The organism is Vibrio sp. R10-SF1-ISO8 (assembly GCF_059833805.1).
In genome coordinates, this window is the sequence record NZ_JCBDHL010000018.1 from 182,817 (window position 1) to 198,064 (window position 15,248).

At 44.2% G+C, this 15,248-nt stretch carries 13 protein-coding genes and 1 riboswitch; of the genes, 6 read left to right on the forward strand and 7 right to left on the reverse strand.

Annotation, left to right across the window (positions count from 1 at the left end; translation table 11 throughout):
* Complete coding sequence (gene cmoM, locus AC6R00_RS14140) at nt 1–792, reverse strand: tRNA uridine 5-oxyacetic acid(34) methyltransferase CmoM (RefSeq protein WP_239826198.1); 792 nt, start codon at nt 790–792, stop codon at nt 1–3.
* A gap of 113 nt (nt 793–905) precedes the next feature.
* On the opposite strand from cmoM, the gene elyC reads away from it, so the two are divergent.
* Nucleotides 906–1,709, forward strand: coding sequence for an envelope biogenesis factor ElyC (gene elyC / locus AC6R00_RS14145; protein WP_004744333.1), 804 nt, complete (start codon nt 906–908; stop codon nt 1,707–1,709).
* 95 nt (nt 1,710–1,804) lie between these two features.
* On the opposite strand, the gene torR is transcribed toward elyC, so the two are convergent.
* Nucleotides 1,805–2,518 carry a two-component system response regulator TorR gene (torR, locus tag AC6R00_RS14150; RefSeq protein WP_004744334.1) on the reverse strand — a complete coding sequence of 238 codons (714 nt, stop codon included), beginning with the start codon at nt 2,516–2,518 and terminating at the stop codon, nt 1,805–1,807.
* 237 nt (nt 2,519–2,755) lie between these two features.
* Between torR and torD the strand changes: the two genes are divergently transcribed.
* From torD to AC6R00_RS14175, 5 genes are all read left to right on the forward strand, one after another.
* Nucleotides 2,756–3,403 (forward strand): molecular chaperone TorD, encoded by a 648-nt coding sequence (gene torD, locus AC6R00_RS14155; protein WP_500640818.1) that lies wholly within the window; start codon nt 2,756–2,758, stop codon nt 3,401–3,403.
* 211 nt (nt 3,404–3,614) lie between these two features.
* Nucleotides 3,615–4,622 (forward strand): HTH-type transcriptional repressor PurR, encoded by a 1,008-nt coding sequence (purR, locus tag AC6R00_RS14160; RefSeq protein WP_500640819.1) that lies wholly within the window; start codon nt 3,615–3,617, stop codon nt 4,620–4,622.
* A 144-nt stretch (nt 4,623–4,766) separates the two neighbouring features.
* A riboswitch (cyclic di-GMP riboswitch) is annotated at nt 4,767–4,853 on the forward strand.
* 133 nt (nt 4,854–4,986) lie between these two features.
* Complete coding sequence (locus AC6R00_RS14165; RefSeq protein ID WP_500640820.1) at nt 4,987–5,577, forward strand: TfoX/Sxy family DNA transformation protein; 591 nt, start codon at nt 4,987–4,989, stop codon at nt 5,575–5,577.
* Between the two features lie 151 nt (nt 5,578–5,728).
* Entirely contained in the window at nt 5,729–6,421 is a 693-nt protein-coding gene (locus AC6R00_RS14170) for a TVP38/TMEM64 family protein (protein ID WP_500640821.1), read from the forward strand.
* Nucleotides 6,421–6,726: a putative signal transducing protein gene (locus AC6R00_RS14175; protein WP_500640822.1), complete on the forward strand. Its 306-nt coding sequence runs from the start codon at nt 6,421–6,423 to the stop codon at nt 6,724–6,726. Before AC6R00_RS14170 ends, AC6R00_RS14175 begins: the two co-directional genes overlap by 1 nt.
* Here AC6R00_RS14175 and AC6R00_RS14180 read toward each other — a convergent pair.
* From AC6R00_RS14180 to topA, 5 genes are all read right to left on the reverse strand, one after another.
* Nucleotides 6,723–7,535 carry an alpha/beta fold hydrolase gene (locus AC6R00_RS14180; protein ID WP_500640823.1) on the reverse strand — a complete coding sequence of 271 codons (813 nt, stop codon included), beginning with the start codon at nt 7,533–7,535 and terminating at the stop codon, nt 6,723–6,725. The two genes, AC6R00_RS14175 and AC6R00_RS14180, sit on opposite strands and share 4 nt — an antisense overlap.
* A 153-nt stretch (nt 7,536–7,688) precedes the next feature.
* Nucleotides 7,689–9,152 (reverse strand): glycogen synthase GlgA, encoded by a 1,464-nt coding sequence (gene glgA, locus AC6R00_RS14185; RefSeq protein ID WP_500640824.1) that lies wholly within the window; start codon nt 9,150–9,152, stop codon nt 7,689–7,691.
* Nucleotides 9,142–10,359, reverse strand: coding sequence for a glucose-1-phosphate adenylyltransferase (glgC, locus tag AC6R00_RS14190; RefSeq protein ID WP_500640825.1), 1,218 nt, complete (start codon nt 10,357–10,359; stop codon nt 9,142–9,144). Before glgC ends, glgA begins: the two co-directional genes overlap by 11 nt.
* Before the next feature lie 387 nt (nt 10,360–10,746).
* Complete coding sequence (locus tag AC6R00_RS14195; RefSeq protein WP_500640826.1) at nt 10,747–12,417, reverse strand: GGDEF domain-containing protein; 1,671 nt, start codon at nt 12,415–12,417, stop codon at nt 10,747–10,749.
* Nucleotides 12,418–12,611: 194 nt separating this feature from the next.
* Nucleotides 12,612–15,245, reverse strand: coding sequence for a type I DNA topoisomerase (gene topA, locus AC6R00_RS14200; RefSeq protein WP_500640827.1), 2,634 nt, complete (start codon nt 15,243–15,245; stop codon nt 12,612–12,614).
* Nucleotides 15,246–15,248 lie beyond the last annotated feature (3 nt).

Consider the following 15,248-nt stretch of genomic DNA (forward strand, 5'->3'; position numbering starts at 1 on the left):
TTAGTCCTGCTTATCTTTCTTTTGTGCCCATACATGTATGTATCGACCTAACGAGAGGTATGGCTCTTCTCTGCACAGTTGTCTTTCTAGTGCCAACACATCTTCATACTGATAATCGCCCATGTACTCCATATTACCTATGTAGTCACTAAAGCAGCGAATACCAGATTTACCACAAATTGAAAAACCAGCGTCTTCAATCCACTGGTAGACCTCTTCAGGTTTTAAGCCTTTTTGTGGCTGCAATTTAAATCTTTTGCGATGCGGCATCCCATCTAATACATGCGGAATGTTGCCACACACGACATTCTTATAGACCAAACCATGGTGGTTATAAAACATGATAGATGCCATCCCACCTGGCTTAACCTGCTCTAATACTTTCTCTAGCGCAGGTTTTGGATCAGCTAACCACTCCATGACCGCATGAAACAAGACCACATCCACTTGGGATTCTAGGTGCTGATCAAGCGATTGGACTGGCGAATGAATGAAGCGATACTGCTCAAGCAAGCCATTATTTGCAATATCCTGCTCTGCTAACAGCAGCATTTCAGAAGATAGATCACATAACGCGACATGATGTCCGAGCTTAGCTAGCTTTTGCGACATTTGTGCCAATCCACCACCTGCATCTAGCACATTGAGTTGCTGATTTGCCCCATCAACAGTATTAAGTATCTGTTGAAGATCTTCCCAAACAATGACTTGGCGAATCTCTCCTTTGTCAGAACCGTAAATATTTTTTGCAAATTTGTGGGCAATATCGTCGAAATTGCGGTCTTCAGTCACAGCAGCTTAGGTTATCATGTCTAATCGTGCTGCTATTCTGTCATAAGAAAAGCAGGAATAAAGAGGCTTTCTCTTAAATTATAATCAATTGATGTTTTTTCGGACTATTTAGTATGTTTGAGCTGAAAAAAGTTGTGTCTTCTCTACTTATGCCGCTTCCCGCGATGCTAATCATCGGTCTATTCGGCTTAATGTTGATCATGTTTACTCGTAAACAGAAGACCGGCTGCTTTGTTGTTCTATTCTCTTTCATCGGCATCTTTCTTATCGCTTTTCAACCCGTCTCTTCTCGTTTGTTGATGCCGCTTGAACGCCAATACTCTGCTTTTTTTCCGGTCGACCAATCGATCGATTACGTTATGGTTCTCGGCAGTGGTCATGTCGTGGACGATAAGATCCCACCCACTTCTGAATTAAGCCGAACCGGATTAATGCGTCTTGCCGAAGGTATTCGCATCATGCGTATTTATCCTGGCTCTAAATTGATTTTGTCTGGCTATGCGGGCGGCTCTGAAGTGAGTAATGCACGTATGATGGCGAAAGTGGCTCTCGCCCTTGGCGTCTCTAAATCTGACATTATCCTGTTAGAAACCGCCAAAGACACTTGGGAAGAAGCGAGACAAGCGGCAGCATTCGTCAATACCAAAAAACTGGTAGTGGTCACTTCAGCAAGTCACATGGAGCGGGCACTGAACGAATTCTACTCTGCAGGATTAAAGCCGTACCCAGCCCCGACCAATTACCTTGCACATGATAAAGTGACACAAGCTTGGGCTAAGTACACGCCTAAAGCGGTATATTTGGAGCAAACCGAGCGTTATTGGCACGAAACCTTAGGTCAAATTTGGCAAACGCTTAGAAACTGGGCATCAGATTATGAAGAGCAAGCGCTGCAAGCTTCTGAAAGCAAAGTTTGATACCAAGTTAAATAAGATACCAACCAGAATAAATCCTAGATAGAAAAATACCGAGGCAAGCCTCGGTATTTTTATGTCTGTTGACGCGGTGACAGTTAATCACCTGCAAACATATAGCCTTCGCCATGAACGGTGACAAAAATTTGTGGATTCTTTGGATCGAATTCCATTTTTGCTCGCATGCGACGAATCAACACGTCAATTGTGCGATCGTTTGGTGCATCAACACGATGGCTGATCATGTTCAAGATACGCTCGCGACTAAGAACTTGATTCGGATAAGAGGATAAAGCCACTAACAGTTCATATTCTGCTTTAGTCAGCTTAACTGGCTCCCCGTTACGACTCAGAGCACGGCGCTGAACGTCAAACGTCCACTCGCCAAAGCGAACGACATTATCATCTTGCTTCGCTGCGCTGTCAGAGCCTGACGAATTACGTGCAGCAGAAATTCGCCACAGCAAGTTCTTAACTCGAACCAGTAGCTCTCGTAATTCAAAAGGTTTAGTGACATAGTCATCAGCGCCCATTTCGAGGCCAACGATTTTGTCGATGCTGTCCGTGCGTCCTGTTACCAGGATAATTCCAATGTCTGACTGACTGCGAAGTTCGCGAGTTAGCATTAATCCATCTTCACCCGGCAGATTAATATCCAACATCACCAAATCAATCGCGTTGCTTTGTAGCATGTCTCGCATCTGCTCGCCGCTTTCTGCTTCACTGACTTGGTAACCTTCATTCTGAAAGTAGCCAACAAGCTTGCTGCGAGTCACTACGTCGTCTTCTACTACTAGTACATGATAACTCATCTGCACCACTTAATTTACATTGGGAATAGTTCTATCATTTATTCTATTCATAAATAGTAACATTTCTAGTATTTATCACTTTAAAAACGAGAAAGATGATTTTTTATTGATTCAAAACAAAACCTCCGCCTTTGTTAATATATGCTCATAATTCGTCTTTTATTGTCACGTAAGCCATTACCGCTATTCATTTTTATTAGTTACACTAATAGGTAGTTATTTTGGGAGTGATACCTAATGCAAGAAATCAAAGCATTCAACGAGAAACGTGCGGAAATTTATTGGTGGCTTTCAAGCCTTTACGCCAAGGAATTAACGGAAGAGAATCTGGAGCAGTACCATTCAGCTCAAATCCGCTCTTTCCTTACTGGCCTTGGCGAGAATGCCGCTCTTAAACCGTCGATTGATCGTGTCATTGATGCACTTAATCGCTTAATCGATCGCGAAGATGCGCAACTAGAGCTTGCCGCTGACTTTTGTGATCTATTTTTAAAGTCTGACCGCGACTCGGCACTGCCTTATGCTTCAATGTACATTGGAGACACAGGCCTGCTTAACGACAAGCCTGCCAAAGAGATGGAAGCATTAATGCTAGAGCATGGTGTAGCCGTTGATGAAAGCCTAAATGAGCCGGCTGATCACATTGCCATTGAGCTGGATTTTCTCGGTAACCTTATCATTCGCTCTAATGAACTTGAGCAAGAGCGTCATATTGAAGAGGCACTGATCGAACAAGAGAGCTTCATTCGTCAGCACCTTCTAAGTTGGACACCTAAGTTTTCGGCTAAGTGTCAAACGCTCGATGAATTCGGTTTTTACTCTGCGATCGCTTCTCTCACTGTGGCGTTCTTGGAGTTGGACTGCACATATTTAATCGGCGAATAGAGTCTGACAATGTGAACTGGCACAGGTCAGTTTGACGAAATATGTTTGCCCTAAGTCGGATTGCGGTCTAAAATCGTGACCGCAAACGATAAAAATGAACTATTCAAATACAAACCGCTAAATAAGAGCGGTTTTTGTGTTTCTGATACTTTCTGCCAACTTATTCTAAACTGAATATATTCTCGTGGCAGTCATCGACAGGACAAAATTTATGGCCACTATTAAAGACGTTGCTCGCCTTGCTGGTGTTTCAACAACCACTGTGTCTCACGTGATTAACAAGACACGCTTTGTTGCCGAAGCGACACAAGAAAAAGTGATGGAAGCGGTAACCGAGCTTAACTATGCACCGAGTGCCGTTGCTCGTAGTCTTAAATGCAACACTACTCGTACAATCGGTATGTTAGTGACGCAATCGACTAACCTATTTTTCTCAGAAGTTATCGACGGCGTAGAAAGCTACTGCTACCGCCAAGGTTACACCTTGATTCTGTGTAATACCGGCGGCATCTATGAGAAGCAACGCGACTACATTCGCATGCTGGCTGAAAAGCGTGTAGATGGCATCCTAGTGATGTGTTCAGATCTGACTGAAGAGCTGAGCGAAATGCTCGACCGCCACAAAGACATTCCAAAAGTGGTAATGGACTGGGGTCCAGAGAGTTCTCAAGCCGATAAGATCATCGATAACTCTGAAGAAGGCGGCTATCTAGCGACAAAATATCTGATCGAGCGCGGTCATACTGACATTGCTTGTTTAAGTGGTCACTTCGAGAAAGCGGCGTGTGTTGAGCGTATTAGTGGCTTTAAGCGTGCAATGGCTGAAGCTGATTTAACAGTAAACGAAGATTGGATTCTTGAAGGTAACTTCGAATGTGATACGGCGGTACTGGCTGCGGATAAAATTGTTGCGATGGATAAAAAGCCAACAGCCGTATTTTGTTTTAATGACACAATGGCGCTTGGCTTAATGAGCCGTCTACAACAGAAAGGCATTCAAATACCTCAAGACATCTCAGTAATCGGCTACGATAATATTGAACTAGCAGAGTACTTCTCTCCACCTCTAACAACAGTGCACCAACCAAAACGTCGCGTTGGTAAGAATGCCTTCGAAATTCTTCTTGAGCGCATTAAAGATAAAGAGCACGAAAAACGTGTGTTCGAGATGCACCCAGAAATTGTCGAGCGCAATACCGTTCGTAATCTAAATAAATAACCTTAAGTCAGACGCTTAGCTTGTAGTCGTACTATTGGCTAGGCGTATATCTCCCCTCTATTTATTGAACCAACATCACATTTATCCGATACAAACGTGATGTTCTGCGCAGATTTTATTTATTCTTAATGTGTTCGATTAATGCCACGAACAGGGCAAACCATTTCGAAAGGATGGGACGCAAAGCCTCCGGCCTTAAACAATTTATTGTCTGGTAGCGGGGTTGCCGATGGCGAATATGCAAACTGTCATACCGCTTTTACTTGCACTCGTATGACACCTTACTGACAATGTCTCTGCATAATTTTGCTAATCTCTCGGACCTGCATTGGTGGCGTATACTTATACACCGAGAAAACACAGCATGGATAAACCAATACTAAAAGACTCAATGCGTTTATTTGAGCAGTTAGGACATATTAAGTCTCGCTCAATGTTTGGTGGCTTTGGCATTTTTGCTGATGACACTATGTTCGCACTTGTCGTCAACGATAAACTACACGTACGCGCGGACGCGGCTCTCGCTAAACAGTTCAGGTCTCAAGGGCTAGAACCCTATGTTTACAAAAAACGCGGATTCCCCGTCGTGACGAAGTATTTTGCGCTTTGTGATGATTGGGCAGCTGACGCAAATAAAACGTTAAAGATTGCGAACGTCGCCTTAAAAGCAGCAAATCAAGAGAAGCAATGCCAATCGCAAGCGAAACCCAATCGTTTGAAAGATCTGCCTAACTTGCGGCTAGCAACTGAGCGCATGCTCAAGAAAGCTGGTATAGATTCGGTAGAGAATCTGGAACAAGTGGGAGCCGTACATGCGTTTAAAGCCATTCAGACTACACACTCTTCCGATGTAAACATCGAACTTCTCTGGGCTTTAGAAGGTGCCATTAAAGGGACACACTGGTCGGTTATCCCCCAAAGTCGCCGTCAGGAGCTGTTAACTCAAGTCAGCTAACCTAAAAAATAAATTTGTTTAAGAAGTCAGCCTTTGTGCTGACTTTTTTATTGGTTTTTATCTGCCATCTTGAAATTTGTGGCTTGCTTTCCCTGTCTTGTCTAGTAACACTAATAATTGATATCCATGAAATATGATGGAGCTGCACAACATGAATAAAAAGATCATCCTAGGAATTATTTTCGTCGCACTAATTGTTTTACTTGGCGTAAATTTTGGTCAGTATCTCACGCTAGAAAACGCGAAGGCGCAGCAAGCAGAGCTCTCCGCATTTATCGCAGATAACTTTACTATCGCCGCTGCTAGCTATTTTATCGCCTATGTTGCTATCACTGCTTTCTCAATTCCTGGCGCTGCGGTCGTTACCCTTTTAGGCGCTGCTCTATTTGGTTTCTGGACAAGCTTACTGTTGGTCTCTTTTGCCAGCACCATTGGGGCAACACTTGCATTTTTGAGCAGCCGATACTTATTACGTGATTGGGTACAGAGTAAGTTTGGCGACAAGCTCAATGCCATCAATCAAGGCGTTGAAAAAGATGGCGCATTTTATCTGTTCTCATTGCGATTGATTCCAGTATTCCCATTTTTCCTAATCAACTTGTTAATGGGTTTGACTCCCATCGCGACAACTCGATTCTATTTGGTTAGCCAACTAGGTATGTTGCCAGGAACCGCTGTGTACCTAAATGCCGGCACTCAACTCGCTCAAATAGATAGCTTGTCGGGTATCGTCTCTCCTACCGTTTTGGCTTCTTTCGCGCTTCTCGGATTGTTCCCTGTCATTGCAAAATGGATTATGGCTAAAATTAAGGCGTCCCCATCAACATCAAACGGAAATGCATAATGAGGATCTATTCCACATCTACGCCAACCGAAGCTCACATTGTTTGTGAGCTTCTTAAGTCTCAACAGATTGAATGTGAAGTCCGTGGCGAAGGCGTGTTTGGGCTCCAAGGGGAAATTCCCTTTGGGGAGAGCAGTGAACCCTATGTGTGGTTACTTAACTCTCATCAAGCTAAGCAAGCGAAGGGGGTTATCGAGCAATTTAACAGTGCGGAAATCGGCAGTAACTGGCTGTGCAACCAATGTGGAGAAGTGAACGAGCCTCAATTTGGCGCGTGCTGGCAATGCGGTCAAACCGCACCTTAACAAATTTTGGGTGTTTCAATTTGTTGTTGAATAAACGAAATCGAGTGATAATTGAACTCTTCAGGACGCTCAACGTTACATACATGTCCGCAATCTGCAATTTCAAGTAACTCGCTCTTGCGATGCGCAGCAACCATCTCTTTCACGGGCTGAATAAACATGTAGTCTTTCTCACCCATTAAATACAGTGTCGGAATCGGCAACTCTCGATCCTTGAAGTATTTCATTAGAGGATTAACTTCCGAGGTAAGAATAAACCAACGTTTAAACTCTTTCTGGCAGAGCTTCTTTGCTTCGCGGATAAATAAATGGCGTGATTCTCTCTGAGTACGCTGCGGCATCACAATATAGGCAAACAGGCTATATAACCACATGTAAGGGATAACGTGTTTACACATGCCACCCAGTCTAACTAAGATCTGCGAACGGACGTTAAATCGCGTTACAGCACCACCTAGTACCATCGACTTGACTCTATCGGTTGCAAGTTCCGCTAAGTTTCGGACAATAATCGTTCCAAGAGACATTCCAACAAAATGGGCAGAACGTATCTTTAAGTGGTCGAGCACTTTTAGAATGTCCATTGTCACCGCTTGAAACGTGTAACGATTCGCCATCAACTCTTTGAACAATTGATTAGACTTACCATGACCGCGAAGATCGATTAGCAACAGATTAAAGTGCTGTTTGTACGCTTTGATTTGCTTAAACCAAATTGAGGAACTTCCCCCCGCTCCATGCACAAAGACTACCCATTCATCGCTCGTAGGATGGGTAAAGGTTTTGTGGAATAGCAAGGTGTCACTCATATCGAAAAAGGTTTACTCAGCAATAGAATTGGTTACGGAGAGTACCATAAACATAGAGAGATTTACGTCAAATTACCTTAAATCTTAATTATTCTTTTATTAAAAATGTAAGTAACCATCAAAAAAGGCGCCAAAAAGACGCCTAGTTTCATATTAATTTGAGCTCAGCGCACTGTGATACAAGGATATGTATTCGTCAGCCGATTTGTTCCAACAGAAGTTTTGCTCCATCGCATACATTTGAACACGTTTGACTTCATTGGGTTGCTGCGCATGAAGCAATAAAGAGCGTTGCAACACGTTCAGCAATGCACTTGGTTGCGGTTCATTGAACACAAAACCCGTCGCGATTTCAGGCTCAGCATCATAGTCATTAACGCTGTCGCGCAACCCACCAACGCCGCGAACGATAGGGAGTGTACCGTAAGCCATGCTGTAGATCTGATTCAAACCACACGGCTCAAACTCAGACGGCATAATAAAGAAGTCCGATCCCGCCTCAACCAAATGTGCTAACTCGTTATCATACGCCTCGACAAAAGCGAGTTTGTCACTATGTAACGCCGCAATCTCTTTTAACTGTGATGCTAGAACGGGATCACCTGTACCGACAATAACCACTTGAACCTGGTACTTGAGAAAATCACTTAAGATTGGCAATAGGTAGTGGACACCTTTTTGGTGAGTCAGGCGACAAACCATGCCATATACCGCTACCTCTTGAGCTTCAAGCCCTACCCTTTGCTGTAACTCTCGTTTGCACGCTTTTTTACCTCTAACCATACTTTGGCGAGTCGCCTTGTAGTTCACTGGTAAGTGAGCATCGTTTTGAGGGTTCCAAGCGGTGTAGTCGCACCCGTTAAGTATACCGACTAAATCGTCAGAGCGCTGTTGAAACTCTGACGCCATACCATGGCTACCAAGTTCTGTTTTTAGCTCTTCAGCGTAAGTGGGACTGACAGCATTAATCTTATCTGCATTCATTACTCCTGCTCTTAGCATAGTAACGTGTGTCGCACTGACCGCCGCATCTGGTGCATAACGCGTATGCATCTCTGGCAGCGACTGCAGTTCATCGTAACTAAATACCCCCTTAAACACAGCGTTATGTACCGACAATACACTCTTGGTGTGAGTGAAAAAATCATGCGAATGATAACGGTGTTTGAGTAGATATGGGACAAATCCAGTATGCCAGTCGTTGGCATGAATAATATCTGCTTTGAATCCAAGTTTCGGTAACATATCTAGGCTAGCCGCACTGAAAAACGCAAAGCGTTCGCCGTTATCGGCATACGCTTGATTGTTTTCTGCGTACATCTCTGGCCTATCGAAATACTTCGGACAATCGATGGCATACACAGGCACACCAACGATTTCTAGCTGTTTTACACGATATTCAGTGTGAGGCCAATGCTCTAACTGAGTTTCCAGAACCACTTGGGCTTCATTGATCCCTGCCAATTTTTGGTAGGCGGGTAAAGTAATACGAACATCTTGCTGCAGTGCGAGTAGTGCTTCAGGCAGTGCCTTGGCAACGTCTGCCAAGCCACCGCTCTTGATTAACCCTTCAACTTCCGATGCTACAAATAGAATAGATAAATTCTTAGTAGCCAACTCTTGCTCCTTTAGGAATAACAACGATGCCATCTTCCGACACATGGAAGTGCTTTTTATCTTCCGATAGGTTTACACCAATTTGGGTGCCCGGTGCAATATCTGCATCCTTATCAATAATGACACGGCGTAAGACACACCCTTCACCGACTTTAACGTCTCCAAGCAAAATACACTCACTGATGTCACACGCAGACGCAATGTTACTACGGAATCCAAGCACCGACTTCTCAATGCGTGAGCCACGTACATAACTACCATTACAGACCAAGCTATCAATGATCTGCACACGACCATTTACCGAATCGGTAAAGGTTGCCGGAGGTAACGGTGGGTAGAAGGTATGAAGTGGCCACTTACGATTGTACAGTGAAAATGGCGCGTCTTTTTCAAGCAGATCCATATGCGCCTGCCAATAAGCGTCTATCGTACCGACATCACGCCAGTAGACTTCTTCTTTCTCACCAGTAATTCGGTTTGTGCTGAAATCATAAACGAACACGTCACCACGTGGGAACATCTTTGGAATAATGTCTTTACCAAAGTCATGAGAAGAGTCTGGATTATCAGCATCTTCGATTAATTCTGAAAACAGTGGCTGAGCTTCAAATACATAGTTGCCCATAGAAACAAGCGCATGCTCAGGGTCACCTGGAATCGATTTAGGATTAGCCGGTTTTTCTTCAAAGCCGATCATACGTCCTTCAGCATCAACTTCAATGACACCAAATTGAGAAGCCTCATCTAATGGCATACGTAACGCCGATACTGTCAGAGATGCCTCTTTTTCTTTATGGAAATCCAGCATCTGCTTGATGTCCATTTTATAGATATGATCCGAGCCAAAAATACACACTTGATCAGGCTCTGCTAACTCCATGAAACGTAGGTTTTGGTAGATTGCATCTGCCGTACCTTCATACCAGCGCTTACCTGTTCGCATCTGTGCAGGGATTGGATCAATGAATCGATCGGTAATGCCACTGATGTTCCAGCCTTTTTTCAGGTGGTGGAAGAGTGATTGGGATTTAAATTGAGTAAGAACGTAAACGCGCATCAAATCAGCATTTACAAAGTTGTTAAGAGCGAAGTCTATAAGACGGTAACTACCGCCAAAAGGAACCGAGGGTTTACTGCGAGATTCTGTAAGAGGACGAAGGCGTGACCCTTCTCCACCAGCAAGGATCATTCCCAAAACACCAGCCATTTAAATTTCTCCATTTTATTTATTGTGTGTGACTAGCCCATTTTTTTAAGGGGTGGACTCATCAATATTTTTTATAGATATGCCAGTCCTATTTGGCATAACATGCAGCAAGAATAACTCTGCCAACGCCTTTTGTGGCGATAGCTAAACGCTACTGTACCTTGTGCAAAAGGTTTATTATAACTTATCGTATTTCAGCAAGATTACAATTTAAAATATGCTGTACTATCGAGCTCACACTTATTACTTTTTAGCCTCCTGCGATAGCTCACAGAATCCTATGTCCAAGACACATCTCTATAACATACCGTATACAATAATGTGACCTTGCTCGCAAAGAGGTACGATGACTTACCATAACAGGCGTATTGAATTGTGAATATTTGACTAAGCGGCGTTTGATTCTTCGTGTATATAGATCGCATCTTTGGTTTCAGATTTCGCTATGTATAAAGAGCTATCAGCCAAAGCTAATGCTTGCTGCATAGTGACATTTGGTTTAATCAACGTCCCACCCACTGACAGTTGATTAATTAAATATGAATGTTTTAAATCTCTAGCTTGAGCTTGTTCGACATACTGTTTTATACGGCAAGCTATCTGTAACAAAATTTTGTTACTATCCGTGCGAACAAGAAGTAAAAACTCACCATCGTCCCATCTCGCCGCTACATCATATTCTCGAATCGCTTTGGTCAAACTCGACGCGACGGCTTTAAGTGCATCCTGATGCTTTTCATTGTCAAACACGCCACCATTAGAAGGGGACAGCCCAGCATCAATCCATATAAGCCCAAATTGGTGTTGCTCACGAGAAGAGCGAGCAAGTTCGGCACGCAGTTCGCGCTCTAATCCTCTTCGATTGTGTAGACCGGTAATGAAGTCGAATATGGCAAGTTTATCTATCTGCTCAGTGCGTGAAGTCACTAACTCCTCCAATCCCGTTCTTGCCGAAGTGAGTTCATGTTCAATCAAATCGACTACCTCATCGAGGTTTTGATTCGTTGACTTAAATCTAGAGAGTTTTCCGAGTCGTTTACTTACTTTTTCAACAGGCAAAATCCAATGATTAACGATACAAAGATAACTCATTAAGGCGCAAAGCAAAGCAACCGCCGTTAACGGTAAATAGAGGCTCGTCGCCACCCAGCTAGGAACCATGGCATCTATGCTGACAAAGGTCAGCTCGTACCACCCCAAAGCTTCAATGTAGTGAATCGCAACCACCGCTTTTCCTGACTCTTGCTCTACCATCAAAACTTCAGCTTCTTCACCTGATTTTTGACGTTGCATTAACGTTTCTATAGCTGAGTATTCTTCAGCGTTAGAAATGTAGTCGCCTAGTGTGGGTTTCGCATTTTCACTGTCCCTTAGAGGGTAATGAAACTTGTGCGAATCAACTAAGAATTGGATTCTTCGCCCTTCGTCGACGAACAATGTCTTTAAAGCATGTGAATGATGTTCATCGAAGCGTTCAAATAACAAATCGGTGTCAATGCCTGTCCCCACAATACCGAGAAAGCGGTCATCTTCGACAATGCTTTGATTGATCCAAACCCGAGTGAGGTTTAAATGAGCATCACGAGCAATGTTAACGCTTAAGTCGACGTCACTATCACGCTGCTCAAAATACCAGTTGTCTTGAACTGCAGTCGGGTCGAGATAATAGCGAAGAAAGGATTGTTTGCGTACGCTCTGTACATCGTTGTAGTGATAACCGAAGTTTTCATCGAGAACGATGAAGAAGTTTTTTGATTTTAGTTGCCAGCGAAATCGGTCAAGGGTTTCCTCAGCGACAGAGCGGTATACCTCATCATTGCTGTTCCTCCCCCATGAAGTGACATTAGGGTGCTCCGCCAACTGCCTGACAAGATTCACTTCTTTAATAATCGGCGCGAGCAATGTTTCGGCATCATGGTGAGCGGAGATTTGTGCATACTTCCACAGCAGTTCCTTAACGATACCGTCAACGACTTGTTTGGAGATGCTGTGCGCAGCAAATAGAAAGGTAGCACTGACACAGGCTAAAAAAGTCAGCAGCTTGAGTCTCTGTTTCATGATGTCCTTCCGTGGGTCATCTAAATCAATAGAAGCTACTTACTATATTGTCAAAAATGCAATTGAGAATCTTTACATTCACAATATGTATATGTAAATAATTTTATATGCCTCTCATCAAAATGAAAACGGATGATCATACGGCTCATAAAAAAAGCAGCCTATTTAAGGCTGCTTTTTGTCAGGTGACATATTTATTTTTTCTTGGCTGGCTTTTTACGCTTATCGGTAATTTCCCATTTGCCATCAACATAGAGCGCAGTGTAACCCGAAGGCTTGCCATCCACCTCTGAGCGAACGTAGTTCTCTTTCGATTTACGGCTAAAGCGCACTACCATAGGAAGACCATCAGGATCTTGCTGAGGGGCATCCGTTAGGTAATGGAACTTAGGTGAAATGCGATCTTTAAAGCGCACGAGCTCCTCAACCAAAGGCGCACGAGTTTCGCGCGATTTCGGGAAAGTGCTTGCAGCTAAGAACAAGCCTGATGCACCATCACGAAGAACGAAGTAAGCATCAGAGTTTTCGCATGGTAGTTCTGGAAGGTGTACAGGATCTTCTTTCGGCGGTGCAACTTCACCGTTTTTGAGGATCTTACGAGTGTTCTTACAATCTTCACTCGTACAATCCATATATTTGCCGAAACGACCGTTCTTAAGCACCATGTCACTGCCACACTTGTCACATTCGACAACTGGGCCATCGTAACCTTTAACTTTGTACTCACCGTGTTCAACAATGTAACCTTCACAGTTCGGGTTATTACCACAAACATGCAGTTTACGTTTGTCATCGATTAAGTACGCATCCATCGCCGTTTCGCAGATTGGGCAACGCTTTTTCGCACGTAGAGCAGCAGTCTCAACATCTTCTTCAAGAACGTTGATTACGCCATCCTCATCGCCTAGGTTGATGGTTGTTTTACAACGCTCCTTAGGAGGCAACGCATAGCCTGAACAGCCTAGGAAGACACCTGTAGAGGCGGTACGGATACCCATTTCACGTGAACAGGTCGGACACTCGATATCGGTATAGACGATATGGTTCGGCTTCATGCCGCCCTGTTCTTCGTCTCGTTCCGCTTTCTCTAAATCACCAGTAAAGTCTTTAAAGAAGTCGTCTAGTACACCTTTCCAGTTAGCATCGCCTTCTGCAATTTGGTCTAGCTTTTCTTCCATACGCGAAGTGAACTCGTAGTTCATCAGCTCATCGAAACTGCCATCTAGGCGGTCTGTTACGATTTCACCCATTTTCTCAGCATAGAAACGACGCTGTTCTACTTTCACATAACCACGATCTTGGATGGTTGAGATGATTGAAGCATAAGTCGAAGGACGGCCAATACCACGCTTTTCCAGCTCTTTAACTAAAGCAGCTTCGGTGAAACGCGCCGGCGGCTTAGTGAAGTGCTGTTTAGGATCAAGACTCATTAAGTCAATCGTATCACCCACTTGCACTGCTGGAAGAATCTGATCTTCGTTTTTACCTAAAGGACGCTGAACACGAGTCCAACCGTCGAACTTAAGGATGCGCCCTTTCGCTTTAAGCGTATACTCAGCCGCTTTTACACTCACTGTGGTTGAGTCATATTTTGCTGGTGTCATCTGACACGCCACAAACTGATTCCAGATCAGTGAGTAAAGTTTGTGAGCATCGGCTTCCATACCGTTTAGATCATCAGCCTTCACTGCCACATCAGATGGACGGATTGCTTCGTGCGCCTCTTGCGCACCTTCTTTGCTGCCGTACACATTCGGTTTCCCCGGAAGGTACGCCTCACCAAATTCACTACCGATAAAGCCACGTACAGCCTCTACCGCTTCCGAACTCAGGTTGGTCGAGTCAGTACGCATATAAGTGATGTAACCCGCTTCATACAGGCGTTGAGCGAGCATCATGGTCTTCTTCACGCCGTAGCCTAGACGCGTACTTGCCGCCTGTTGCAATGTCGACGTGATAAATGGTGCAGATGGCTTACTTGAAGTCGGGCGGTCTTCGCGCTTACAAACTTCGTAACGTGCTTTTTCAAGCACTGCTATCGCTGATTTTGTTTCAGCTTCATTGACTGGCTTAAACGCGACGCCTTCTTTCTGCGCCACCTGCAAACGGAAGTCAGTTTTATCTTGAGTCTTAGTATCTGCGTGGATATCCCAGAACTCTTCTGGAATAAACGCTTTGATTTCACGCTCACGCTCTACTAGCAACTTCACCGCGACAGACTGTACACGACCAGCAGAGAGGCCTCGTGCCACTTTTTTCCAAAGCAGTGGTGACACCATGAAGCCAACCACACGGTCCATAAAACGGCGCGCTTGCTGTGCATTAACACCATCCATGCTCAATTCGCCCGGTTTCTCGAACGCCTGCTGGATGGCATTTTTTGTAATCTCGTTGAATACAACGCGTTTGTATCGCTCTTCATCGCCACCGATGATCTCACGAAGGTGCCAAGCGATAGCCTCTCCCTCGCGATCCAAATCGGTTGCTAGATAAACGCTGTCTGCGTCTTTCGCAAGCTTTTGCAGCTCTGCCACTACTTTCTCTTTGCCTGGCAGAACCTGATAGTTCGCTTCCCAACCATGGTATGGGTCGATACCCATTTTTTTGATTAGTGACTTGCGATCTTTCTCTTTTTTGATTCGTGCTTTTTCTTCAGCACTTAAGCCCTTGGTTGATACCGCAGCAGCTTTCTGACCAGTGCTTTGGCCAGCAGTAGGTAGATCACGTACGTGACCTACACTGGACTTTACAATGAAGTCCTTACCTAAATACTTATTGATGGTCTTCGCTTTGGCTGGCGACTCCACAATAACCAGTGACTTACCCATAAT